The sequence below is a fragment of the Ruegeria sp. CDSC045 genome (assembly GCF_059610725.1).
Genome location: NZ_JBXWOE010000003.1, coordinates 173096 through 198335, shown reverse-complemented (window position 1 = coordinate 198335; position 25240 = coordinate 173096). Strand labels below are relative to the sequence as shown.

Annotated in this window: 24 protein-coding genes; 9 read left to right on the top strand and 15 right to left on the bottom strand. The window is 57.7% G+C overall.

From position 1 onward, the window contains the following. Window positions 1–46: 46 nt before the first annotated feature. On the top strand, window positions 47–406 hold the full coding sequence (locus AC2FH6_RS08240; RefSeq protein WP_281972745.1) for a hypothetical protein: 360 nt from the start codon (window positions 47–49) through the stop codon (window positions 404–406). Here the strand turns inward: AC2FH6_RS08240 and AC2FH6_RS08235 are convergent. After that, window positions 403–1293, bottom strand: coding sequence for a glycosyltransferase family 2 protein (locus tag AC2FH6_RS08235; RefSeq protein ID WP_496702037.1), 891 nt, complete (start codon window positions 1291–1293; stop codon window positions 403–405). The genes AC2FH6_RS08240 and AC2FH6_RS08235 overlap by 4 nt on opposite strands. Continuing rightward, a complete protein-coding gene (gene proS / locus AC2FH6_RS08230) occupies window positions 1277–2617 on the bottom strand; it encodes a proline--tRNA ligase (RefSeq protein ID WP_271949474.1) in 1341 nt (446 codons plus the stop codon). Before proS ends, AC2FH6_RS08235 begins: the two co-directional genes overlap by 17 nt. Window positions 2618–2784: 167 nt before the next feature. Here proS and AC2FH6_RS08225 point away from each other — a divergent pair, with 167 nt between their 5' ends. The 5 genes from AC2FH6_RS08225 (at window position 2785) to AC2FH6_RS08205 (ending at window position 8572) form a co-directional block, all read left to right on the top strand. After that, complete coding sequence (locus AC2FH6_RS08225; RefSeq protein WP_496702035.1) at window positions 2785–4149, top strand: FAD-dependent oxidoreductase; 1365 nt, start codon at window positions 2785–2787, stop codon at window positions 4147–4149. Beyond that, window positions 4149–5123 carry an isopenicillin N synthase family dioxygenase gene (locus tag AC2FH6_RS08220; protein ID WP_496702033.1) on the top strand — a complete coding sequence of 325 codons (975 nt, stop codon included), beginning with the start codon at window positions 4149–4151 and terminating at the stop codon, window positions 5121–5123. The genes AC2FH6_RS08225 and AC2FH6_RS08220 overlap by 1 nt, the downstream gene beginning before the upstream one ends. Before the next feature lie 91 nt (window positions 5124–5214). Further along, complete coding sequence (locus tag AC2FH6_RS08215; RefSeq protein WP_142636822.1) at window positions 5215–6288, top strand: AI-2E family transporter; 1074 nt, start codon at window positions 5215–5217, stop codon at window positions 6286–6288. Continuing rightward, window positions 6289–6978: a P-loop NTPase family protein gene (locus AC2FH6_RS08210; protein WP_142636820.1), complete on the top strand. Its 690-nt coding sequence runs from the start codon at window positions 6289–6291 to the stop codon at window positions 6976–6978. A 49-nt stretch (window positions 6979–7027) separates the two neighbouring features. After that, entirely contained in the window at window positions 7028–8572 is a 1545-nt protein-coding gene (locus AC2FH6_RS08205; protein ID WP_271949467.1) for a Ppx/GppA family phosphatase, read from the top strand. A 3-nt stretch (window positions 8573–8575) separates the two neighbouring features. On the opposite strand, the gene AC2FH6_RS08200 is transcribed toward AC2FH6_RS08205, so the two are convergent. The 6 genes from AC2FH6_RS08200 to scpA all read right to left on the bottom strand — a co-directional run bounded on the left by AC2FH6_RS08200 (window position 8576) and on the right by scpA (window position 14042). Beyond that, window positions 8576–8947 carry a hypothetical protein gene (locus AC2FH6_RS08200; RefSeq protein WP_496689681.1) on the bottom strand — a complete coding sequence of 124 codons (372 nt, stop codon included), beginning with the start codon at window positions 8945–8947 and terminating at the stop codon, window positions 8576–8578. Window positions 8948–8984: 37 nt separating this feature from the next. Next, window positions 8985–9989 carry an endonuclease/exonuclease/phosphatase family protein gene (locus tag AC2FH6_RS08195; protein WP_496702031.1) on the bottom strand — a complete coding sequence of 335 codons (1005 nt, stop codon included), beginning with the start codon at window positions 9987–9989 and terminating at the stop codon, window positions 8985–8987. A gap of 4 nt (window positions 9990–9993) precedes the next feature. After that, complete coding sequence (locus tag AC2FH6_RS08190) at window positions 9994–10674, bottom strand: molecular chaperone DjiA (protein WP_142636813.1); 681 nt, start codon at window positions 10672–10674, stop codon at window positions 9994–9996. A 45-nt stretch (window positions 10675–10719) separates the two neighbouring features. Beyond that, entirely contained in the window at window positions 10720–11208 is a 489-nt protein-coding gene (locus AC2FH6_RS08185; RefSeq protein WP_496702029.1) for a GNAT family N-acetyltransferase, read from the bottom strand. Next, the gene (locus AC2FH6_RS08180; RefSeq protein WP_496702027.1) at window positions 11205–11807 is read right to left on the bottom strand and encodes a VOC family protein; all 603 of its coding nucleotides are present in this window, start codon (window positions 11805–11807) and stop codon (window positions 11205–11207) included. Before AC2FH6_RS08180 ends, AC2FH6_RS08185 begins: the two co-directional genes overlap by 4 nt. Before the next feature lie 108 nt (window positions 11808–11915). Further along, window positions 11916–14042, bottom strand: coding sequence for a methylmalonyl-CoA mutase (scpA, locus tag AC2FH6_RS08175; protein WP_496702025.1), 2127 nt, complete (start codon window positions 14040–14042; stop codon window positions 11916–11918). Between the two features lie 168 nt (window positions 14043–14210). On the opposite strand from scpA, the gene AC2FH6_RS08170 reads away from it, so the two are divergent. Next, window positions 14211–14657 (top strand): DUF4174 domain-containing protein, encoded by a 447-nt coding sequence (locus tag AC2FH6_RS08170; RefSeq protein ID WP_496690937.1) that lies wholly within the window; start codon window positions 14211–14213, stop codon window positions 14655–14657. A gap of 76 nt (window positions 14658–14733) precedes the next feature. On the opposite strand, the gene AC2FH6_RS08165 is transcribed toward AC2FH6_RS08170, so the two are convergent. The 5 genes from AC2FH6_RS08165 to AC2FH6_RS08145 all read right to left on the bottom strand — a co-directional run bounded on the left by AC2FH6_RS08165 (window position 14734) and on the right by AC2FH6_RS08145 (window position 20347). Continuing rightward, complete coding sequence (locus AC2FH6_RS08165) at window positions 14734–16779, bottom strand: ATP-binding protein (RefSeq protein ID WP_496702023.1); 2046 nt, start codon at window positions 16777–16779, stop codon at window positions 14734–14736. 114 nt (window positions 16780–16893) lie between these two features. After that, window positions 16894–17097: a hypothetical protein gene (locus AC2FH6_RS08160; RefSeq protein ID WP_142636801.1), complete on the bottom strand. Its 204-nt coding sequence runs from the start codon at window positions 17095–17097 to the stop codon at window positions 16894–16896. Window positions 17098–17803: 706 nt separating this feature from the next. Next, a complete protein-coding gene (locus AC2FH6_RS08155; protein WP_142636799.1) occupies window positions 17804–18157 on the bottom strand; it encodes a hypothetical protein in 354 nt (117 codons plus the stop codon). 73 nt (window positions 18158–18230) lie between these two features. Further along, the gene (locus AC2FH6_RS08150; protein WP_281972735.1) at window positions 18231–18563 is read right to left on the bottom strand and encodes a DUF6497 family protein; all 333 of its coding nucleotides are present in this window, start codon (window positions 18561–18563) and stop codon (window positions 18231–18233) included. Window positions 18564–18814: 251 nt separating this feature from the next. Further along, window positions 18815–20347, bottom strand: coding sequence for an acyl-CoA carboxylase subunit beta (locus tag AC2FH6_RS08145; RefSeq protein ID WP_142636795.1), 1533 nt, complete (start codon window positions 20345–20347; stop codon window positions 18815–18817). Window positions 20348–20530: 183 nt separating this feature from the next. Here AC2FH6_RS08145 and AC2FH6_RS08140 point away from each other — a divergent pair, with 183 nt between their 5' ends. Beyond that, window positions 20531–21736, top strand: coding sequence for a multidrug effflux MFS transporter (locus tag AC2FH6_RS08140; protein WP_281972733.1), 1206 nt, complete (start codon window positions 20531–20533; stop codon window positions 21734–21736). A 65-nt stretch (window positions 21737–21801) separates the two neighbouring features. Then, window positions 21802–23202: a helix-turn-helix domain-containing protein gene (locus tag AC2FH6_RS08135; protein WP_142636792.1), complete on the top strand. Its 1401-nt coding sequence runs from the start codon at window positions 21802–21804 to the stop codon at window positions 23200–23202. Window positions 23203–23261: 59 nt separating this feature from the next. On the opposite strand, the gene AC2FH6_RS08130 is transcribed toward AC2FH6_RS08135, so the two are convergent. Together AC2FH6_RS08130 and betA are read right to left on the bottom strand one after the other, a co-directional pair. Further along, window positions 23262–23501 carry an HP1242/YdcH family protein gene (locus tag AC2FH6_RS08130; RefSeq protein WP_142636790.1) on the bottom strand — a complete coding sequence of 80 codons (240 nt, stop codon included), beginning with the start codon at window positions 23499–23501 and terminating at the stop codon, window positions 23262–23264. 78 nt (window positions 23502–23579) lie between these two features. Then, window positions 23580–25238, bottom strand: a complete 1659-nt coding sequence (gene betA / locus AC2FH6_RS08125) for a choline dehydrogenase (RefSeq protein WP_496702021.1) — start codon at window positions 25236–25238, stop codon at window positions 23580–23582. Window positions 25239–25240: the final 2 nt, after the last annotated feature.

Sequence of the window (25240 nt, the reverse complement as noted above, 5' to 3'; positions counted from 1 at the left end):
TCACCCTACTTTGTGGGGGAATTCATTTCCAGAGCGGGGGTCGCTCATGAATATTCGTACTGAAACAGAACAACCGGGCGCAATTTCGGCCCGGAAACTATCTACAGAAATTGATTGCGAGACCGCAGCACTGCTGCGCGCGGCGATACGCCCGATATTTTCCGGTGCCGCAAGCTGGGGCAATCTGACGGATATCCTGAAAGATAAAGGGTACCATTTGGCGTTTCGACAGGGGCGGTTATGTATCACCGATCGCATGACTGGCGACCGTGTTTGCGGAATACGCTTTCTGGGGTTCGAATTTAAGGACCTGGTCAATCGCTTGGGCCGTCCGATCGTTGTTCCACGCGGATCCGAGGCTGATGGTGATCTGCTATCCGTCCGACCGACTGCGGCAGGCCACTAATAGCGCCGCCAAAACTGTACGGATCGGCGGGCCGTTTTCCATAGGCTATGGCGTGCCGCCAGTTTGATCCCGACCGGAGTATCTGGGCGCCGCAGTAATTCGATCATCAGATTGGCAGGCATGTGTCCGCGGCGGTAGAACCGGAAGAAATCCTGTTGGGTCAGGGTCCGCGCTGCATTGAAACCTGAATAGAATTGAACCCAGACGCGGGCATAATCCTCGGCGGTTTTGACAATGTCGCTGGTTACGCCCCTGCCCCAGAACATGGAAACAGGCTCATCCGTGCGCTCTCCCTGATATCCGGCAGCGACAAGCCTCAGCATCAGGTCATAATCCGCAGCCACCCGAAACTGCGTGTCATGCCCGCCAAGCGCCTGAAACACATCCCGCCGCAGCAACACCGAATTATGGCAGAACGGCATCCGCTGCAGGATCGCTTTGAGTGACATGCGCTTTTCCCGACTTTCCGAACCGTCCTCGTATTTGCGCAGGGTCGAGCCATACAGGAAATCCGGTCGAGATTCCGCAAGCCGGTCGGCAAGGGTGTTCAAAATGTCATCCGATGCCAGCGAGTCATCCGAGTTCAGGAACAGCAGATAATCACCCTGTGCAGCCTCGGCGCCTTTGTTCATGGCATCATACAGGCCAGTATCAGGCGCGCTGATCACGCGCGTTCGTGGTGCACCTGCCGTCAGCTCTTCCAGAAACGCCACCGTGCCGTCATCCGATACGCCATCCTGAATGATATGTTCGGCCCGGTCGCAACTCTGCCGGGCCATACAGGCTATGACTTCGCGGAAACTGTCCTGCCGCCCTTGGGACAGTAGGTTATATGTCGCCGTGATGACCGAGATCAGCGGCGCGTCGGTTTCAGGCGATACGCTCATAGATCTCGGCGATCTTGGTGACGGCGGCTTCGGGGCTCAACTCTTCGCTTTCGCCTGTGCGGCGGCAAGTCAGTTCCACCACACCGTTCTTCAGGCCGCGCGGACCGACCGTGATCCGCCAAGGCAGGCCGATCAAATCCATCGTGGCGAATTTACCGCCTGCCCGTTCGTTACGGTCATCATAAAGTGGCTCCAACCCCAGCACGGTCAGCGCGGCATAGAGTTTTTCACAGGCTGCGTCCGCTTCGTCATCGCCTTGTTTCAGGTTCACGATACCGCAATGGAACGGGGTCACGCCCTCGGGCCAGATGATGCCCTTGTCGTCATGGCTGGCTTCAATGATCGCGCCAACCAAGCGGCTGACACCGATGCCGTGGCTACCCATATGGACCGGAACCGGTTTGCCATCGGGTCCTTGAACGGTTGCCCCAAGAGGTTCGGAATATTTTGTGCCGAAATAAAAGATCTGGCCAACTTCGATCCCGCGCGCCACGCGGCGCCGATCTTCCGGCACCTGATTGAACAGCGCCTCGTCATGCGTCTCGTCGGTGCGGGCGTATTTTGAAGTGAACTCTTCCAGAATAGACTGACATTGACCACGGTCGTCATAGTCAATCTGACGGTCGCCAAAAGTCAGGTCGGTGACGGCGCTATCATAGAATACCTCAGACTCGCCGGTTTCAGCCAAAACCAGGAATTCATGCGTATCGTCGCCACCGATTGGGCCGGAATCGGCGCGCATCGGGATCGCCTGCAAACCCATGCGCTCATAGGTGCGCAGGTATGTAACCAGGTGGCGGTTATAGGCGTGCAGCGCATCCTCTTTGGTCAAGTCGAAATTATAACCGTCCTTCATATAGAACTCGCGGCCCCGCATCACGCCGAAACGCGGACGGATTTCATCGCGGAATTTCCACTGGATCTGATAGAGCGTCAGCGGCAGGTCCTTGTAACTACTGACATGACCCCGAAAAATGTCGGTCACCAGTTCCTCGGCAGTCGGGGTAAAAAGCATGTCCCGGTCATGCCGGTCTTTCATGCGCAACATTTCCTGGCCGTAGTCGTCATAACGTCCGGATTCGCGCCACAGATCTGCCGATTGCATGACAGGCATCTGAATGGCGATGTGACCCGCCCGCGCCTGTTCTTCGTGCACGATGTTTTCCAGCTTGCGCAGAACTTTGAACCCCAGCGGGAGCCAGGAATAGATCCCAGCAGCGGCCTGCTTGATCATGCCCGCGCGCAGCATCAGCCGGTGGCTGACGATCTGAGCCTCGGAGGGGTTTTCCTTGAGAACGGGCAGAAAGTAACGGCTGAGGCGCATGGCTTGACCTTTAGAGGTAAAATTCGACTTCAAAGGTGATTATGCCAAAGCCCCGCCGGGGGCAATCACGCATTGGGGTTTTACGACCACGGGCCTGTCGGTTTTTTGATTGACCCGCCAGTTAGCTGCATCAAATGTGGCGGCAATGTAAAGTCACCGAGGCGCCCATGCAGACCATTCAAGAACCCGCCCGTCAGATCCCCGTTGTCCATTCCACGGACGTTCTGGTCGTTGGCTCCGGGCCTGCAGGTCTGGCCGCAGCGCTGGCGGCCGCACGGGCCGGAGCCGAAGTGTCGCTGGTCGACCGCTTCGGCTGCATGGGCGGCAATATCACCGCTGTCGGCGTTGAAGGCTTTGCCTGGTATCGCCACGAACAAACGGTTGAGGCTGGCGGCATCGGCATGGAGTTCGAAACCCGCGCCAAAGAAATGGGTGCGGCGGTGCCAGAAAGTCAGTCGCTGAGTTATGAGTTGGACAGCGAAGGGTTCAAATTGGTCGCCGACAAACTGATCGAAGAGGCCGGTGTGCATCCGATGCTGCACCGGCAATTCGTGGCTCCGATCATGGACGGCGACCGGATCACCGGCATCATCACCGAATCCAAAGCCGGGCGCGAGGCGATACTGGCGAAGGTTGTCATTGACGCTACCGGGGACGCAGATGTCGCCCATCGCGCCGGTGCGCCCACGCACAAGACCGCGCGCGAAGACATGATGGCGGCCTCGGTCATGTTCCATCTGGCGGGCGTCGACAAGCGCGCCTTTATCGAAGGCGTCAAGGCCGACCCCCAGACCTATAAGGACTGGGGCGGTGGTGGCGAATGGAACATTGAGACCAGCGGTAAAGAGGACGACATGTACTCGCCCTTTGTGCACAAACCGTTCCAGCAGGCGATTGATCAGGGGCTGATCCCGGCACATCTGAACACCATCGCGGGCACTTGGGGTGCGATGCATGACACCGGTGAGCTGACCTATATGAACCTGATTCATCTGGCCGGGATCGATGGCACCGATCCCGACAGCATGACCCGCGGTGAGATCGAAGGGCGACGTCAGTCAATGCTCGCCATCGAGGCGCTGCGCCGGTTCATGCCCGGGTGTGAGAACGCCCGGCTGCGGAATTTCGGGATGACCATCGGCATCCGCGACACCCGCAAAATCGACGCGGTGTACAACATGACCGAGGATGACGCCCGCCATCAGGGCCGGTTCGAAGACACCATCGGCATCTATCCCGAATTCATCGACGGCTATGGCATTTTGATCCTGCCCACGACTGGTCGGTACATGCATATCCCCTATCGGTCGATGCTGCCCAAAGGGATCAGAGGCTTGCTGGTCGCGGGCCGGTCACATGGGGCGGACCGGGTTGCCCATGCGGCGACGCGCAACATGGCTTGCTGTGCGGTCATGGGTCAGGGCGCGGGGATTGCTGCGGCGCTTTCACTCAAAAGCAACCAAGACCTCGATAAATTGAACCTTGCCCCGGTGCATAAAGAACTGGCACGGCAAGGCGTGAGGATGCGCTGATGGACCACATCCCAACAATCGACATTGCTCCGCTGGGTGACTCCAGCCACCCCGATTTCAACGCAACCGTTCAGGCAGTCATGGATGCCTGCACCCGGATTGGGTTCCTGTCGATTACCGGCACCGGCGTTTCGCGGGACACCGTCAACAACATGCGCACTTGCGTCCGGGAGATTTTCGACATCGACGATGATGCGAAATGGGATCAGGCGATCACACGCGAGAATTATCGCGGTTTTATCCCGATGGGGTTTTTCACCCCGAATGACGGGTCGGGCAAAGCGGATAAATACGAAGGCTACAAGCTGCATTATCAGGTGGACCTGGATGCGCCCATCCGCCGATATTGTGCCCTCTATGGCCCCAATATCTGGCCCTGTCATGTTCCACGGGCACAGGCAGTGATTCTGGATTACTGGTCAAAGCTGGACGGTGTTGCGCATATGCTGCTGGGCGCGCTGGAGATGGGATTGAAGCTACCTGCGAACCAGGTGCGAGACGCGTTTCATGATCCTATGACCAATATGTCCCTGCTGCACTATCCCCCTCAGGCCCCGGACGATACCGGCTATGGCATCCACCCGCATAAGGACACAGATGCGCTGACCATCATCGCCCCTGACCCGGTCGGCGGGCTTGAAGTTCAGACCCGCGATGGCGGCTGGATCACACCCGACTGCCCGCCGGATGGGTTTGTCGTCAATATCGGCGACATGCTAGAGCTTTGGTCGGGTGGCCGGTTCAAATCCACCCCTCACAGAGTGGTCAACCGATCGGGGCAGGAACGCTATTCCTTCCCGTATTTCGCGGTGCCGCGGCATGATGTGGTTGTCGAACCGCTTTTGACGCCTCTGCCCGGCTTTGACCGTCCATCCGTTCATTGCGGCCATTGGTCTGCCGAAATCTGGCGCACCAACTGGCCCGACGAAACAGCCCATGACGCCACCCCTGAACTGGGCACGTTAAGCGACTAGCCCCGCGCGATTCTGGCGGGTCATGAAGCGCTTGCATCGTGGGGCCGCATACGCCAAGAACGTTTGCACGTGCCGAAACAAGGGGACAGCCATGGCTTTGCCGGTAAGAGATCAACTCAGGTACTGGGGCATCGCCGCAGTGGTTATTGTACTGCTGTTGTGGGCACTTGGCGATGTATTGCTGCCCTTTGTAATCGGTGGCGCGATTGCCTATTTCCTTGATCCTGTTGCGGATAGGCTTGAAAAGCTGGGCCTGTCCCGTATGGCCGCTACGGGGGTTATCACGGTTGTCGGCGTTTTGGGTTTCGTACTGCTTATCCTGATGGTCGTTCCGGCGCTGATCACCCAGTTGATCGACCTGGTCGAGGTTATGCCCAGCCTTCTCAAGCAGCTAAGAGGGTTTATCGAACAGCAATTCCCGTCGCTTTTGGACCGCGAATCCAACACGCACCAGTTTCTGGTGTCCTTGGGTGAGACGCTTCAGTCCAAAACTGGTGATGTCCTGCAATCTGTCGCTGCGTCGCTTGGATCAGCCATCAACGTGGTGGTTTTGCTGGTGATTGTCCCAGTAGTCACCGTCTACATGTTGTTGGACTGGGACCGCATGATTGCTCGTATCGCAGAGCTTTTGCCCCGCGACCACGCCCCCACCATCAAGCGGCTGGCTGGTGAGATTGACAGCGTTCTGGCCTCATTTGTACGTGGAATGGGCACGGTCTGCCTGATCCTGGGCACCTATTACGCCGTCGCGCTGATGGCCGTCGGACTGCAGTTCGGGCTGGTCGTTGGATTTATCGCCGGCTTAGTCACGTTTATCCCTTATCTGGGGGCCCTGATCGGGGGCTCACTGGCCATTGGTTTGGCACTGTTCCAGTTCTGGGGAGACTGGACGCAAATTGGGCTGGTCGCAGCGGTCTTTGCATTGGGTCAGGTGGCCGAGGGCAATTTTCTGACGCCAAAGCTCGTCGGCAGCTCGGTCGGGTTGCACCCGGTCTGGCTGTTGCTGGCATTGTCGGTCTTTGGCGCCCTGTTCGGATTTGTCGGGATGCTGATCGCGGTGCCGGTCGCTGCAGCACTTGGCGTTCTGGCGCGCTTTGCCACGTCGATCTATTTGGATAGCCGTCTGTATACTGGCCTTGTGGGTTTGGACCAGGAAGACGATTGAATGGCCCTACAGCTGAGCTTTGATCTACCGGCCAAGACTGCGCTGGGGCGCGAGGATTTTTTCGTCTCGCCCGCAAATGCACTGGCCGTGGCCATGATCTCGGCCACCTCATGGCCGGGGAATAAACTGGTGCTCAGCGGACCTGCTGGCGCGGGCAAGACACATCTGGCCCATGTGTGGGCGGCCGAGACCGGTGGTCGCATTGTGCAAGCCTCGCAGATTAAGCACGACGAGGTTCCTGACCTCGCCCAAACACCGATCGCGGTGGAAGATGTCCCCATGATTGCTGGCGATATGGACCAGCAGAAAACCCTATTCCATTTGCACAATCTTGTGTTGGCAGAAGGCCACGCCCTGCTGATGACCGGGCGCCTGGCGCCAAATTTCTGGCAGTTGCCCTTGCCTGACCTGCAAAGCAGGATCGAAGGCGCACATCACGTTGCGCTGGACCCGCCCGATGACGCGCTGCTAGGCGCCGTGCTGGCCAAACTGTTCGTAGACCGACAGCTGAACCCCGGACCCGAGGTCATCGCTTACCTCGTCAAACATATGGATCGCCGTTTCGAAACCGCCGCCAGCACTGTGGCGCTGCTGGATCAACTGGCGCTGTCCGAGAAACGAGACATCACGCGGGCTCTGGCCGTACGAGTACTGAGTGCGGAACTGGAAGATGCCGAAACCAGCGATTGACCCGTCCCCGGTGATTTCGCATCTTAAGCCTGGAATATCTGGACGAGATATGGATCAAGCCGTAGATACTAACATTCCCGACTGGGGACCTTTCGGAAAGCCGTTGTTTGACAACCCCGAGGCCCGCGCCCTGTCGCGCGTCGGCGTTGTTGATGTAGGGTCGAACTCGGTCAGGATGGTGATCTTTGATGGTGCTGCGCGATCGCCTGCCTATTTCTACAATGAAAAAGTCATGTGCGAGCTTGGCGCAGGCCTGTCCGAGACCGGCCGCCTGAACCCGCTTGGCAGGATACGTGCCCTGGCTGCGTTGAAGCGTTTTTCCCGGCTGTCAGACGATCTGGGTCTGCCGGGGCTGCACGTCGTGGCCACCGCCGCCGTGCGAGAGGCCAAGGATGGCCCGGATTTCTGCGCCGAAGTTCACGCGCTAACCGGGTTGACGGTCTCGGTCATCGACGGCGGGGAAGAGGCACGCCTGTCCGCTCAGGGCGTTTTACTGGGCTGGCCCGGTGCATATGGTCTGATCTGTGATATCGGCGGGTCCTCGATGGAGCTGGCCGAGATCGGTGGCGGCGACGTTGGTCGTCGCCTTTCGTCGGCCCTGGGTCCGCTGAAGCTGCGGGATATCAAGGGCGGTCGTCGCGCGCGTAAGGCGCAAATCAAGGAGACGATGGAAAACCTGCGCGACCAGATGGGCCCTCAGCGCGATCGTCTGTTTCTGGTGGGCGGAAGCTGGCGGGCCTTTGCAAGGCTCGACATGCTGCGCCGGGGATATCCCCTGAACGTGCTGCATGAATATCGGATGACGACAAAGCAGGTGCATCAGACCATCAAATTCATCGAAAAGGGTGACCCGGAAAAACTGCGCAGTCTGGCAGGCGTCTCGGGTTCTCGGATGGCGCTGATCCCTTATGCGATGGATGTGCTTGCGCGACTGGTGCGAACGTTCAAACCCAAGGACATTGCCGTTTCCAGCTATGGTATCCGCGAAGGCCTGCTTTACGAACAGATGCCACAAATCCTGCGCGATCGTGACCCTCTGATCGAAGCCAGCTATTTTTCCGAAGCCAAAGATGCCCGCCTGCCCGGGTTTGGCAAACATCTGTTCGAATTCGTCATGCCTCTGTTCAAATCCGCGCCGCCCGCGCGGGTCAGGCTGATCAAGGCTGCGTGTCTTTTGCACGATGTCAGTTGGCGCGCCCATCCGGATTACCGGGCTGAAACCTGCTTTGATTACGTAACTCGCGCCAACTTGGGCGGTTTAAAGCATTCCGAACGGGTCTATATCGGGCTGGCCCTGCAGCACAGGTATCGCAACAAGCGTGAGGGCAACCGGTTTACCCCTCTCTATGACTTGTTGGGCGAAAAAGATCAGGAACAGGCCGAGATTCTGGGCAAAGCCATGCGCTTTGGTGCAATGCTGTGGATGCAGAACGAAGCCACGATGGGCACGCTTCGGCTGTACCCTAAAAAACGTCAGCTAGAGCTGATTTTGCCCGAAGCCGCAGCCCCTCTCTTTAGCGAAGTGGCCGAAGCACGACTGAACTCATTGGCAAGCACGCTGAAATCCGAACCCCGCTTGATCATCAAAGGCTGACCCTCAGATATCAATCTCGCCTTCGGGCTCATTTTCGGGTTTTTCCGGCTCAACCTCGGGCTCGGGCGGCTTTTTGCGGATAATGATATCCCCGTTCGGCAGGATTTCCGGAGCCTCGTAAACGCTCCAGTCCTGCACTTCGGCGGCCAGTTCCGCCAGGGCCGGTCCCATTTCCTCAAAAAACGACTGCATCGCGGGGCCGAATTGATCTGCCAGCCCCAACAAATCCTCAAGCGCGGGTTCCATTTCCTGACGCAGCCCTTCAAAGAACAGCTCAGCCCCTTGTTCCATCAAGGATTTGCCTGTGTCGTCCTCTGCCTGTGCCGGAACGCCCATGGCCGCTGTGACCACGCATATTGAAATGAACTTTTTCATGCTTCAGATATAAGTCGCCCACGCCGGCGATGAAAGGTCACAGATCAATATCCAGCGTGACAGGGAAGTGATCCGAGGCAGTCAGCAACGCCTTGTGCAGATCCGGCGCGGCCAAACAAGCCGGGTCCTGAAAGGGGTGCCAGATGCGCCATTTCGGACGCTTTGCACGCAGCCCTTCGCTGATCATGACATAATCCAACAACGCCTCAAGATGATCAGCCCTGTCGCGGCGCACAAAGCGCGCGGACGAGGGTAAGATTTCGGATTCAGCCTCATTTGCCATCACCGCATGCGGATCGAACAGACCGGTCTGCAACAGGATTTCAACAGATGAGCGCCCGAACAGGTTTTCAAACTCATCCAAGCCCGGCCCGTCGTTGAGATCGCCCAAAAGGATGACATGCTCGTCAGCCGCAATATGCGTCTGTACTCGCCGCCCCAACCAGACAGCCTGTGCAAGCTGTTTGCGTCGATTGGCGATGGATATCCGGATCGCCTCATCGCGGCTTTCTGCCCCATGCGGGGCTTTGGATTTCAGATGCGCTCCGATCAGGCGGAACGTCGCCCCGCCTGACGTCTGCGCTGACAACTCCATTGGCGGCTTGGAAAAGCGCACATGATCCTCGGTTGCATCAATATCCAGGTCGATCTTGAACACGCCATCAAAACGAGGGGCAGCCCCTTTTCCTTCCTTGTTTCCTTTGGGATCATGGCGCAATGACAGGATCTGAGGATCGAAAAGAAACGCAAGTTCCTGATGGGTATCGTTCGGAAACCCCATGATCGCGTTTCCTATGCGGAGATCGAACGCTTCGGCAAACCCTTGCAACGCACGCACCGTGTTCTGCGTCTTACCAGTATTCGGAGCTTCAACAATCAGCACGGCATCCGCATCAATCGCCGTCAGCACTTTTGCGATGGCCTCGATCTGTTCAGCTTTGGTGACATTGTATCTGCCGGACCAGCTGTCATCTACGATCAAACGGTCTTGCCGGTCGAAGAGATTGGCGAACCATTCAATATTGTAGGTTGCCAATCGCATCGGTTCAGGCCTGCGCGCCTTTGATTTCATCCCAGGCGCGATTGATGTCGATCATCTTTTTTTCGGCCAGACGAATGGCCTCTTCCGGAACGCCTCGTGACATCATGGCGTCGGGATGAGTGTCGCGTACAAGTTGTCGCCAGACCTTACGAATGTCGGGCAGAGGCATATTCCGCGGCACACCCAGCACCGTATAGGGATCCTTTGGTGCATCCGGTACAAACCGTGCGCGTAAGGCCAGAAACTGAGCATCGGTCTGACCGAATATCCGGCTGACATCTTCCAGAAACTTATTTTCGTTGGGATGATAAAACCCGTCGGCCATTGCGATATGAAACAACCCCTCCATCAGGTCGCACAAGGTGGTGCTGTCTTCTGCGAACATATAGGCAATTTTGCTGGCATATTCCTGATACCCGGCGACATCGGTGCGCGCCATGTCAAAGACACGGGCTGCACCGGCCTCATCTTCGCGCGCGATCTGGAATACATCCCGAAAGGCAGTAACCTCGTCTCGCGTGACCTGCCCGTCGGCCTTGGCCATCTTAGCCCCCAGGGCGATGACCGCAATCGCAAAGGCGACCGAGCGTTCCGGCGGCGTGCGCAGTTTCTCGAACACGGCCGTCAGGCTTTCGCCCTGTGCAAGCGCGCTTAGCGCATCGGATATACGGGTCCAAATCGACATGAGCGCACCCTAACCCGCTCTGTCGCGACTGTCAGGTGCGACAGATCACTGCGGGGCAAGAATTTTCTGCATCAGCACAAGATCTAACCACAGACCGCATTTAAACCCCACCTCGGGCATCAGGCCCACTTGTGTAAATCCGGCAGCCGTATGGAAAGCGATGGCCGCAGGGTTGGCCGAGGAAATGCCCGCAATCAGAACATGAACATTGTCCATCTGTGCGCGGGCTTCCAAGGCCTGCAACAATGCGCGGCCTATCCCCTGGCCCCGCGCCTGCGGTGCCAACAGGATCGAGTGTTCACGCGTATGGGCATAGCCCGGCCCTGACCGAAACGCACCATAGGTTGCGAAGCCCAGAACAACGCCGTCACGCTCGGCCACCAGAAACGCCGCCCCCCTGGAGACGATATCCAAGGCAACGGCGTCATCGTTGCGCAATTCAGTGGTGAATGTGATCAGCGTATCGCGGATGATCGCATTCCAGATCGCCGCAACAGCGGGTGCATCTTCTGGCTGGGCTTGCCGGATGTTCATTCCAATACCCGTACCCCGTGCGGTGTGTCGATTTCGGCACGCAACGCCGCCGGACCGCTGTCGAACTCAACTTGCCCCAACGGCCCCACCGCTTTGGCGAGATCCAGCGCATCAGGGTGATAGACGACTAGGCGGCGCAGCTGGCAGCCACTGTCGTTCAGCATGTTTGCCGGGTGAAGGTCACTCTGCCACTGGATCAGCGCCGGGAAAAGATTATCAAACGGCAGGCGCCCATTGGGAGGCACCGCCATGCGCCAACGCAGCGCGCCACGGTTTAGGTCGATCGGTTGGCCGACTCCGTCAGGAAAGACCGTCAGCGAGGCCTCGATATCCGGAACCTGACAAATCCAGTTAGTCAGGCGGGGAGCGCCCTGAAACCGATCTAGATCGAACCAGCGGGTTCTTTGCGGATTGGGTGCATCGGGGTCAATCGCGATGGCTTCCAGATACAAACCGTCCCGCAGGCCCAACAACCGGTTATGAGTTCCGAATTTCTCGTGCTTGCCGCCGTCCTGCAAGGGTACGCCCAGCGCCTGTTCGACATGAGCCGAAGCCTGTTCAAGCGTTTCGCCAGCAACCGCCAAGTGATCAAGTAACACGGATGAGCCCCCCAGATGACATACGGCCAGACCGCAAGGGTCTGGCCGTATGTTTTCCTCAAAGGCGCTGGATCACAAGATTTTTCGACGAAAAATCTTGGTGCCGGTTCAATCTTTGGCTTCGCCGATCAAACGCAGGATATCTTGTGCCGCCTCTGGGATGTTCGTACCCGGACCAAAGATCGCCTTAACCCCGTGATCATAGAGGAACTTATAATCCTGTTGCGGGATGACACCTCCGCAGATGACGATGATATCCTCAGCCCCGGCCTTTTTCAGTTCTTCGACCAGCTGCGGGGCTAGCGTCTTGTGCCCGGCTGCCTGAGACGAAATGCCGACGACATGGACGTCATTGTCCACCGCGTCTTGTGCTGCCTCGGCCGGCGTTTGGAACAGCGGGCCAACGTCCACGTCAAAGCCGATATCGGCAAAGGCTGTGGCGATCACCTTGGCTCCCCGGTCATGCCCGTCCTGCCCCATCTTGACAACCAGCAGGCGCGGGCGACGGCCTTCGGCCTCAGCAAAATCCTCAATGGACTTCTGGATGGCGGCAAAGCCTTCGTCGCCCTCATAGGCGGCCCCATAAACACCCGCCAGCGTTTTGACCTCGGCGCGGTGGCGACCAAATTCCTTTTCCATTGCCATGCTGATCTCTCCTACGGATGCGCGGGCACGGGCGGCTTCGACAGCAGCGGCCAGCAGGTTGCCGCCATCGCGGGCGGTGGTCGTCAGGGTGTCCAGCGCCTTTTGGCAGGCAGCCTCATCGCGCGTGGCACGGATGCGTTCCAGACGTGCCACCTGCGCCTCGCGGACAGCCACGTTGTCGACATCCAGAATGTCTATCGGGTCTTCCCGTTCCTTGCGGTACTTGTTGACGCCGACGATTACCTCGTCACCCCGGTCGATCATCGCCTGCCGTCGGGCGGCGCTTTCTTCTATCCGAAGCTTTGGCATGCCGGATGCAACGGCCTTGGTCATGCCGCCCATTTCCTCGACCTCTTCCATAAGAGCCCAGGCTTTTTCGACCAGCTCATTGGTCAGGCTTTCGACATAGAAAGACCCGGCCAGCGGATCGACCACATCGGTCACCCCGGTTTCCTCTTGCAAGACCAGCTGCGTGTTCCGTGCAATGCGAGCAGAGAAATCGGTGGGCAGCGCAATCGCCTCGTCCAAGGCGTTAGTATGCAGCGATTGGGTGCCGCCCAGAACCGCACTCATCGCCTCATAGGCGGTGCGGATCACGTTGTTATAGGGGTCTTGTTCTTGCAGCGACACGCCCGAGGTCTGGCAATGGGTCCGCAGCATCTTAGAGCGCTCGGATTTCGCGCCGAAATCGGTCATCACCCGATGCCAAAGGGTACGGGCCGCACGCAGCTTGGCAATTTCCATGAAGAAATTCATGCCAATGGCAAAAAAGAACGACAAGCGACCAGCGAATTTGTCGACATCCATTCCGGCCTGCGTCGCTGCACGAACGTATTCGCGCCCGTCAGCCAGCGTATAGGCCAGCTCCTGCACCAGGTTCGCGCCGGCCTCTTGCATGTGATAGCCCGAGATTGAGATCGAGTTGAATTTGGGCATATCATTCGACGTATATTCGATGATGTCCGAGATGATCTTCATCGAAGGCTCAGGCGGGTAGATATAGGTGTTACGCACCATGAATTCTTTCAGAATGTCATTCTGAATAGTGCCGGACAGGACGGATTTGTCGTGGCCCTGTTCCTCACCCGCTACAATGAAACTTGCCAGGATAGGAACCACGGCACCGTTCATGGTCATCGAGACCGAGACTTTGTCCAACGGGATGCCGTCGAACAGGATTTTCATGTCCTCTACGCTGTCGATGGCCACACCGGCCTTGCCCACATCGCCGACAACGCGTGGGTGGTCGCTGTCATATCCGCGGTGCGTGGCCAGATCGAAAGCCACCGAGACCCCCTGCTGACCCGCCGCCAGATTGCGACGGTAGAAGGCATTCGATTCTTCGGCGGTGGAAAACCCCGCATATTGGCGGATCGTCCAAGGACGACCGGCATACATTGTCGCCTTTACCCCGCGCGTGAACGGCCCAAACCCGGGCATGGAGTCCATATGCGGCAGATCAGCCGTATCTTCCTGTGTATAGAGTGGCTTGACGGCGATGCCTTCCAGCGTCTCTTTTGTCAGGTCGTCCAACGGGCGACCGCGCAGCTCTTTCTCGGCCAGCGCCTGCCAGTCTTTCCTATTGGTCATTGCGATATCCTTTTCTCAATTCGGGTCGCGCAAGGGCGTGGCCCGCGCGTTATCATCCGTGGTTGCGCCCATTGGAATTGGATGGGACGCAATATTTTATGGGCTGCGTGCATTTCGCTGGTCGCATTCGTGCGCACAGGGACTATATTCAATCCAACAGGAGGCCCAATGACACGAACGCTAGCCTTTGTTTTTTCGGCGCTATTTCCACTGGCGGCCCTTGCAGCTGACGGGGCAGCCCCGGCTGACGATGAATTTGTCCGCCCTGTGGGGGATAGCGAGCTCAGCGAATATCTGTGGATCAAGCGGCCCATTGTTGTCTTTGCCGATACACCTGCTGACCCGCGATTCCAGCAGCAGGTCGACATGCTTTTGGAAGGGGAGGACGTCATGCGCGACCGCGATGTGGTCGTTCTGATCGACACTGACCCTGACGCCCGCTCGCCCATCCGGTCAAAACTACGCCCGCGCGGGTTCCAGATGGTGTTTGTCGACAAGGACGGCGTGGTCAAACTGCGCAAACCTTCCCCTTGGAGCGTGCGTGAAATCGGTCGCTCCATCGATAAGACCCCCCTGCGCCAACGCGAAATCCGTGAACGGCGCGAGGGCGGCTGAACGCGTTTCCCATACCCGACGGCCCCGGCGGCGACCGCCGGTTCCCTTGCAGGATATGTCAAACGCACGGTCATGATCATTCAAACTCGATGATCACATCATCCACGGCGAGGCTGTCGCCGGGGCCTGCGTTGATCTTGGCAACGGTGCCTTTTTTCTCGGCGCGCAGGATGTTTTCCATCTTCATCGCCTCGATGGTGCACAGCGCCTGACCTTCCTGCACTTCTTGGCCCACTTCGACATCGACCTTTACGATCAGGCCAGGCATCGGGCAGAGCAGCAGTTTCGACGTATCCGGCGGCAGTTTCTCGGGCATCAGCTTAGCCAGTTCCGCCTGTCGCGGACGGCGCACATGCACCTTCATATCCGCACCCCGGTTGCGGATCCGGAACCCGCCCGAGATTTTGTCGACCTTCAGAACCAGCGGGCTACTGTCTACGTCCAGCACCGCCAGCTGGTCGCCCGGCGTCCACTCCGAGGCCACGCGCAATGTCGCGCCGTCTTCGAATTTGACCGTCGCGCCCTCTTTATCGGCATTCACCTGAACTGCGTATTCCTGGCCCTGCAGGGTCACGACCCAGCGTTTGCCGACCTTGCGTTCATGGTTGTCCATCCGGCCCGATACACGGGTGCGGCGAATCTCGGCCACCCGGTGCATGGCGGCGCAAGAGGCTGCGATCTGGCGCAGGTCAGCCTCGGGCAGCTCTACGCCCTGGAACCCATCGGGGTACTGTTCTTCGATGAACGCGGTAGTCATCTCGCCCTTGATGAAGATCGGATGATCCATCACTGCCGACAGGAACGGCAGATTGTGCCCGATGCCTTCGACCTCGAAACTGTCCAGCGCCACTCGCATCGCCTCAATCGCTTGATCACGGGTCGGGGCCCAGGTGCAGAGCTTGGCGATCATCGGATCGTAATACATACTGATCTCGCCGCCTTCATAGACGCCGGTATCGTTGCGAACGGCGGCCTCTCCGCTGGGGGCCTCACCCTGCCATTTGTCATTTACCAACAGCGGACCAGCGGCAGTTTCCTGCGGCGGGCGGTAGCGCGTCAAACGACCAATGGACGGCAAGAAGCCACGATAAGGATCTTCGGCATACAAACGGTTTTCAATCGCCCAGCCGGTCAGTGTGACATCGTCCTGGGAGATCGACAACTTCTCACCGGCCGCGACGCGGATCATCTGTTCGACCAGATCGACACCGGTGATCAGTTCGGTCACCGGGTGTTCCACCTGCAGGCGTGTGTTCATTTCCAGAAAATAGAAGTTCTTGTCACCATCAACGATAAACTCGACCGTGCCAGCGCTGGCATAATCCACAGCCTTGGCCAAGGCCACCGCCTGTTCGCCCATCGCCTTGCGTGTCGCCTCGTCCAGGAAAGGCGATGGCGCCTCTTCCACAACCTTCTGGTTTCGGCGCTGAATCGAGCATTCGCGTTCGCCCAGATAAATGCCATTACCATGGCTGTCGCACAGAACCTGAATCTCGATGTGACGGGGTTGGGTCACGAATTTCTCGATGAAAATCCGGTCATCTCCAAAGGAATTCGCGGCCTCGTTCTTGGAGGACTGGAACCCTTCGCGCGCCTCGTCGTCGGTCCATGCGATCCGCATACCCTTGCCACCGCCACCAGCACTGGCCTTGATCATGACCGGATATCCAATCTCATTCGAAATCTTGACGGCCTCGTCGGCGTCTTCGATCAGGCCCATATAGCCCGGAACCGTAGAGACGCCGGCCTCTTGCGCGATCTTTTTAGAGGTGATCTTGTCACCCATGCTTTCAATCGCACCGACCGGAGGGCCGATAAAGGCCACGCCTTCGGCATCCAGAGCTTGGGCGAATCTCGAGTTTTCCGACAGAAAACCATACCCCGGGTGAACCGCCTGCGCGCCGCTCTGACGGATTGCCTCCATCACCCGGTCGATGACGATATAGGACTGGTTTGCAGGCGGTGGGCCAATATGCACCGCCTCATCCGCCATCGATACATGCAGGGCGTTCTTGTCCGCGTCAGAATAGATGGCGACCGTGCCGATGCCCATCTTGCGGGCGGTTTTGATAACCCGGCAGGCGATCTCGCCCCGGTTGGCGATCAGGATCTTGTTGAACATGGAACGTCCTCTGTCTTGAAGTTCTGGAAACGCAAAACGCCGCCGCGGGGCAATGGCCCCACGACGGCGTGTCGCGCGATGACGGTCGGGGCGACGGGGGCCCCGAAGATTTCGTTATCTACAGTTGTTCTGGGTCTTGCAGTAAAGCACGTTGCCTGCCGCGCCGACCACGGCACCCAACAGCGGGTCGGCACTGACGACTGCCGCGCCAACGGCGCCGGCTCCGCCGCCGAGCAACGCCTGCTCGCCGGTCGAGTCTCCGCACGCCGCGAGCCCTGCACAGGTCGCCATTGCAAGAATGACTTTCGAGATTCGCATGATGTCTGCCCTTTTTGGTTTTTTAACAATTTCAGAGCCAGATGCGGGAAATCGCCACTGTTATTCAATAACGAGCGTACCGAAATGCCCATTTGCGCAGTTTTATGCCATCCAATGACTGAAGTTTGCACAAAGAAAAACGCGGGCAGGACATTGTGAAAACCACAAGCCTGCCCGCGGAAGGAAGGGGTACGGAATAGTAGGTGCGCGTGCGACGCAGGCAAAGTAGAGCCGCACGACCCGCTCACCATGCACGGCCCGGTTGCACCTGCAAACCGGGATTGGCCAGTGGTGAAATTTCCGGCCAGAATCTGCCCATTCAGCGAAATATCGCGCAGAAACGCGCCGATTCCGCTCGCGTGAACTTTGGTTGGGCAGGGCGAAATTCGCACCCCGACAGTCACGCAAACCTTTGTTTTATCAACACTACCTGAGATCACATGACCTGAAGAATTCGATCCTAAGTCGCCGCGGCCAACCCCCGCCGACCGGCCTTTTTCCTGCCCAAGCCTTGATGGTTCTCCCGCCACCAAGCCACGGGTTATACACACCGTAGAATCAGTGGTTTGCGCCCTTTCCCTCAGGTATTTTGCGCGATTGTCACGCGCCCGATCTGCACAGCGCACATATCCTTCTTGGCCCAACCAGAGCAAAGAAACCCTGTTGGAATTTCCAAGGCGTTTATGTGCGACGACGTCGATCACCTTCAGCTATCCCCGCCGAAAATGTCCGGAAACGAGGCTCTGGCCACGCTCGGATCAATGACCAGCAATGCATCATAGCTGGCGGGGTCAAACGGATCCTCCGCCGGAATGACCTCACGCCCGAAAAACCAGCTCAGGCGACCGGCATCCAGATTGCCACGTTCGAATGGCTGGTCGCCAAAATGCTCCCACAAGGCCTCGATAAACGCTGCATCCGCGCGACGATCAGCAGGTTTACGATCCCGGAACCGTTCACGCGTTGTCAGTGGGGTAACACCCTTTGGGTTGGCCCGTCTGATAGTGAATTGATAATCCGTCCCGGTCAGACGGCCGGGAAATCCGCGATGTTTCAACATTTCAGCGCCTCTTCGCTAAGGTCCTTTGAGGCGAAGGGGAATGCACAGAAATTGTGGTAATTGACAACCATTCTCAAATCCCTCCATCCCAGACACATTGGGAATCCTGCAGAAGATACGCTTCGAAGAACTGCGTGGCATCCGGCGCGGTATGGCCAAAATCTATCGGCTTGTTCGACAGGGAAATCACAACCCTGGCTGGTTCCAGCTTGTGGTGCGCGACATAGGCCACGGCCAGCGTCTGACACAGGTGCTCCATGTCGATCGTGGCGACATCATATCCAATGCGTCCCACATCCGAGCCGATCTTTGGCGCGATGAACCGAAAGCGCAGCCATAACTCGCCCGGATTGTTGTCCAGCAGGACGTCGTTCAGATGTACAGGCTGCCCAGAGGGCACCGGCACCAATGCTTCAGCGAATGTAGGCGAACCAAGACAGAGAATTGCCAGACATAAGGCGCGATCCCAGACCCACCAAAGGCGAGCTCCTCTCTCCGGGATCGCGCGCGCATGCCTACTGGCTCGCGCTTTTCTATGTCCAATAAGGCATTTCATTTAGCAGCTTTGCTCTCAAAGTCAAATTCGCCGTTTGGTGGTCTTTACACCAACGTGCCGAGAGGCAGGCACACCAGAGCACCTGCCCCGCGACCTTCAGCTTACAGCGGAATGTTATCGTGCTTTTTCCAGGGGTTTTTCAGTTGCTTGTTACGCAAGCTTGCAAAAGCTCGCGATACGCGGCGGCGGGTCGAATGCGGCATGATCACCTCATCAATGAATCCACGTTCCGCAGCCACAAACGGATTGGCGAACCGGTCCTCATAGTCCTGAGCGTGCTGTGCGATTTTCTCGGCATCGCCCAGATCCGCACGGTGGATGATTTCGGTCGCGCCCTTGGCCCCCATCACCGCGATCTCGGCGGTTGGCCAAGCATAGTTGAAATCGCCACGCAGATGTTTGGATGCCATCACGTCATAGGCACCGCCATAGGCCTTTCGGGTGATCACTGTGACCTTCGGAACGGTCGCCTCGCCATAGGCAAACAGCAGTTTTGCGCCATGTTTGATCACACCGCCATATTCCTGCGAGGTTCCCGGCAAAAAGCCCGGCACGTCGACCAGTGTCAAAATCGGAATTTCAAAGCAATCACAGAACCGGACGAAGCGCGCGGCTTTGCGGCTGCTGTCGATATCCAGACAGCCGGCCAGCACCATCGGCTGGTTGGCTACAACACCTACGGTCTGACCTTCCAGACGGATAAAGCCCGTGATGATGTTCTTGGCGTAATCTTCTTGAATTTCGTAAAAATCACCCTCGTCCGCCACTTTGGCAATGAGTTCTTTCATGTCATAAGGCGTGTTCGGGTTGTCCGGGATCAATGTATCCAGCGAAGCCTCAATCCGGCCCGGTTCGTCAAAGAAGGGACGAACGGGCGGTTTTTCCTTGTTGTTCAACGGTAGGAAATCGACAAGACGGCGCACTTCGGCCAGTGCTTCGACATCATTTTCGAATGCACCGTCGGCAACCGAAGATTTCTTGGTGTGGGTCGATGCACCGCCCAGCTCTTCGGCGGTTACAACCTCATTGGTGACTGTCTTGACGACATCAGGGCCCGTCACAAACATGTACGAGGTGTCTTTGACCATAAAGATAAAGTCGGTCATCGCCGGACTGTAGACGGCGCCACCGGCGCAGGGCCCCATGATCACACTGATCTGCGGAACCACGCCCGAGGCCATGATGTTACGCTGGAACACCTCGGCATAACCCGCAAGCGAGGCCACACCTTCCTGGATTCGCGCACCACCCGAATCGTTGATGCCGATCACCGGAGCACCATTCTGGATTGCCATGTCCATGATCTTGCAGATTTTCTGCGCGTGGGTTTCCGACAGAGACCCGCCGAAAACGGTGAAGTCCTGGCTGAAGACATAGACCATACGACCATTAATTGTGCCCCATCCGGTGACGACACCATCGCCTGCAGGCTTTTGATTTTCCATCCCGAAATCCGTGCAGCGATGGCTGACAAACATGTCGAATTCTTCGAAACTGCCTTCATCCACCAACAGCTCTATGCGTTCGCGTGCGGTCAGCTTTCCCCGCGCATGCTGCGCATCAATACGTTTTTGCCCACCCCCCAGCCGTGCATCGTTGCGGCGGCCTTCAAGCTCGGAAAGGATGTCTTTCATAACGATGATCCCCTTTGAAATTTGGCGCGACACTATACTTAGTTTCGTTCAGACCAAAGCGTCATTCGGCAAATTTGCAAATCTTTGAAAAGATAGTTCCGGGTAATTGTAAACATGCAAAGTTTCGCACTGAGACACGGTCACGGATGGCAATCCCAAAAACCGTCACTATACATGTGAACCATGCAGTTTACTTTTTCGCCAGCGCGTCGTTCGCCCCCCACCATTGCCACACTTGTGATGCTATCCGGGCTGTCAGCACTGAGCTTGAATCTTTTCCTTCCCAGCCTGCCCAATATGGCCGCGTATTTTGACGCAGACTACAAAGTCATGCAGCTGTCGATCGCTCTGTATCTGATGATCAGCGCAGTAATCCAAATTCTGATCGGCCCCATCGCAGATAAGGTTGGCCGCAGGCCGGTTATTCTCTGGGGATTGGTTCTGTTTCTGATTGCAACACTGGGTTGCATCTACTCCCCGAACGCCGAAGTATTTCTGGCCTTCAGGATGTTTCAAGCGGTCGTCGCAGTTGGAATGGTCCTTAGCCGTGCAGCGGTGCGAGACCTTTACGAAGCAGATCAGGCCGCTTCAATGATCGGCTATGTCACCATGGGAATGGCCATTGTTCCAATGATCGGCCCTGCCATCGGCGGCTTTCTGGAAGAGAGCTTTGGCTGGAAGGCAAATTTCTGGCTTCCTTTCGGGCTGGGCCTACTGGCGCTAATGCTGACCTATTCCGACTTCGGAGAAACATCCCGCAAAAGCGGGCTGACCTTGCTGCAGCAGTTTCGTGAATACCCGGAATTGCTCAGATCCCCTCGGTTCTGGGGCTATTCCATGGCCTCAGCCCTGTCGTCGGGCGCTTTTTTCGCCTATCTGGGCGGCGCGCCTTTCGTCGGGACTGAACTGTTCGGCCTAACAGCGTCAGAACTGGGCATTTACTTCGGCGCCCCTGCGGTGGGTTATTTCTTCGGCAACTTCTTCAGCGGCAGGTTCTCTGTCCGCTTTGGCGTGAACCGGATGGTTCTTTGGGGGTGCTGGATGAACGCAACCGGCGTTGCACTGTCGACTATCGTGTTCCTTACGGGCTTCGGCTCGGTTCTCAGCTTCTTTGGGTTCATGACCATTGTTGGTGTGGGCAATGGTATGACCATTCCAAACGCAACTTCAGGCGCACTGTCCGTCCGCCCGCACCTGGCCGCGACAGCATCTGGGCTGAGCGGGGCCATCATGCTGGGCGGCGGAGCTGGCCTGAGCGCGCTCACGGGCGCAATACTAACCCATGAAACAGGCGCGATGCCGCTGCTGTGGCTGATGTTGGCCTCTGCAACATTTGCCATCGTTGCTATTGCCATCGTGATCCGGCGCGAACGGTATTTGGGCCTGTAACACGCCTTGCGCAGGACGGTTTGCAAAGCTAGCGTTCAAGATTAGAAAAGTTGCAAAGGCACGCCATGGCGACCCAAAAGCTCTATGCTGGTGCAAAACTGCGTGAAATGCGCACGCGCCTGACGCTGACACAAAAAGAATTCGCAGCCAAACTGGGGGTTTCGCTTCCCTATCTGAACCAGATGGAGAATAACAACCGCCCGATCTCGACCACGGTTGTTCTGGCTCTGGCGCAGGAATTCGGCATGGACGTGACCGAACTTAGCACTGGCGACAGCGAACGTCTGGTCTCAGACCTGCGCGAGGCGCTGGCGGACCCCGTGTTTGATGACGCCATGCCACCGCTCGCTGATCTGCGCCTAACAGCTTCAAACGCCCCCGCAATGGCCCGAGCGTTTATCGCCCTGCACCGCACGTATCGCCAGACGCATGAAAGGCTGGCCTCGCTGGACGAAGCCCTGGGACGTGAAGACGCACAGATTCAGGCCAGCCCCTGGGAAGAAGTGCGAGACTTTTTCCATTATTGCGACAACTACATAGACGCGGTTGACCGGGCCGCAGAACGATTTTCTGGCCGCGCTCAGGACAAAGGCGGAATTCGCGCCGCCGCAATCGAAAGCTTGGGTGAAAACGGTATTCGCGTTCAGTTCCCGGATATCGAAGAAACCCGGAAATACGATGCGGATAGCAAAACATTGCTGCTGTCATCACGGATTGCACCGCAAACACAAGTGTTTCAGCTGCTCTTGCAGGTATCCCTAATCAATCAGGACAAGCTGCTTGAAGCGACACTGGATTTCGCCAAATTTCACAGTGATGAGGCGCGCGCGATTGCGAAGATCGGCCTGGCGAATTATTTCGCTGGCGCCTCTCTGATGCCTTATGGCGAATTTCTCAGTGCAGCCCAGCTTTACCGCCATGATTTGGAATTGCTCAGCAATCGTTTTGGAGCATCCATCGAACAGGTGGCCCACAGGCTTTCGACACTGCAGCGCCCCGGTGCAAAGGGGATACCATTTTTCTTTGTTCGGGTGGATCAGGCCGGAACGATCACAAAACGCCACTCCGCCACGCGCCTGCAATTTGCGCGCTTTGGCGGTGCGTGCCCGTTGTGGAATGTGCACCGCGCCTTTGAAACTCCGGGTCACTTCCTGCGGCAGCTTGCCGAAACCCCGGACGGGGTCCGCTATATCTCGCTGGCGCGGGATGTTTCGAAATCGGGCGGTTCGTACGGAGCGCCTGTCCGGCGCTATGCGATTGCGCTGGGATGCGAGGTCCGCCACGCCGAAGCGTTGGTTTATGCCGACAATCTGGATATCTCAAACGCCAGTGCCTACGAGCCCATAGGTATCTCGTGCCGGATCTGCGAACGCCAGAACTGCCACCAACGGTCAGTTCCTCCGCTGGAACGTCGCCTGTCCATCGACACTCATACCCGCGGAACCTTACCCTATGAAGTCACCTGAGCTTTACCCGGCCTAAAACCGCGGCCAGCCGAAACGGGGGCAATGCCCCCGCCCAACCCTTAAGCGTTCGACAAAATCGCCCAGATCTCATCCTTCAGTGCGGCGCGTTTCTTGCGCAGCTCGCCTTCGGCAAGGTCCTCCATCGGCTCGACGTTAGTTTCCGCGCGGTGCACGATACGATTGACCTCATGATACTCTTCAGCCAGACGAGAAAAATGCGCATCGGACTGTTTAAGCTGACTGATCAATTCGACCTTGTCGGGAAACTCTTCGGCCAATTCGTGCGGGGTGTGGGACATTCCTGTTCGCTCCTTAGAAAATGCGTTGCGATTCAGGTCTATATTGGTCCCACTCCCCCCGCTTTGACGCGGATCAAATCAGCGCTGCGCCGAGGCCCATTGCGGATGAATCCAAGGCTGATCATTGGCTTTGGGCAACGGATCTTTGCCCAGCAGATGATCCGAGACTTTCTCGCCCACCATGATCGACGGCGCATTAAGGTTGCCGTTGGTGATTTGCGGAAAGATCGAACTGTCCGCCACACGCAGCCGATCCACGCCGATCACCCGGCCTTCGGAGTCGACAACCGCGTTCTGGTCATCCGCCCGTCCCATCCTGCAGGTGCCGCAGGGATGATAGGCACTTTCGGCATGCTCAGCGATAAAGGCGTTCAACTCTTCATCTGTTTGTACCGCAGCACCGGGCTGAATCTCTTTCCCGGCAAAGGGTCTGAACGCCTCTTGCCCGAAAATCTCTCGCGTCAGGCGGATACAGGTGCGGAACTCCTCCCAATCTTTTTCCTGGCTCATGTAATTGAACCGGATGACAGGTGCGTCCTCGGGTCGAGCTGAGCGCAATGTCACAGCACCCCGTGATTCCGATCGCATCGGACCCACATGTGCTTGGAACCCGTGCCCCTCGGCCGCAGCCTGCCCGTCATAGCGCACCGCCATCGGCAGGAAGTGGTACTGGATGTCGGGGTATTCGACACCCGGCCTTGATCGGATGAAGGCCGCGCTTTCGAACTGGTTCGAGGCACCAAGGCCGGTCTTGGTGAACAGCCATTGCGCCCCGATCAGGCCTTTGCTGACCAGGTTCCAGTGTTTGTAGAGCGTGATCGGCTGAAGCGACGCTTGCTGGATATACAGCTCCAAATGGTCCTGTAGATTTGCGCCAACTCCCGGACGGTCTGCAACAACTCCGATCCCCTGCTCAGCCAAATGCGCAGCCGGGCCGATTCCAGACAGCATCAACAGCTTCGGCGAGTTGATGGACGAGGCTGCGATGACCACTTCGCGGCGGGCGCGGATCACCTCTGTCTTGCCGCCACGGATCAGTTCAACACCAACAGCACTTCCGTTTTCCAGAACAATCCGGGTCGCAAGACCGCGCACGATATCGCAGTTCTCGCGCTTGAGCGCAGGCCGCAGATAAGCATTTGCCGCCGACCAGCGCCGCCCTTTCCAGACGGTCTGCTCCATCGGGCCGAAGCCTTCTTGCTTTTCACCGTTATAGTCGCCCGTGATTTCATACCCGGCTTGCTGGCCCGCATCGACAAAGGCCTGGAACAGCGGGTTCGCACGCGGGCCCCGCGACACATGCAGCGGCCCGTCAGTGCCCCGCCACGCGGAATCACCACCATGACCGCCGTCATGCCAGGTCTCCATCCGTTTGTAATACGGCAGAACATCCGCATAAGACCAACCATCCGCGCCCATCTCGGCCCAGGTATCGAAGTCCCGGGCGTGGCCGCGCACATAAACCATTCCGTTGATCGAAGAGGACCCACCAATCACCTTCCCTCGCGGGCAGGCCAGACGGCGGTTGTTCAGATGCGGCTCAGGCTCGGATTGATAGCCCCAGTCATAGCGCGACATGTTCATCGGATAGCTTAGCGCGGCGGGCATCTGGATAAACGGGCCCATGTCGGTACCGCCATGCTCGATCACCAGAACCGAGGCACCGGCCTCACTCAAACGATATGCCATCGCGCAGCCTGCGGAACCTGCGCCGACGATGACGAAATCTGCTTCCATTT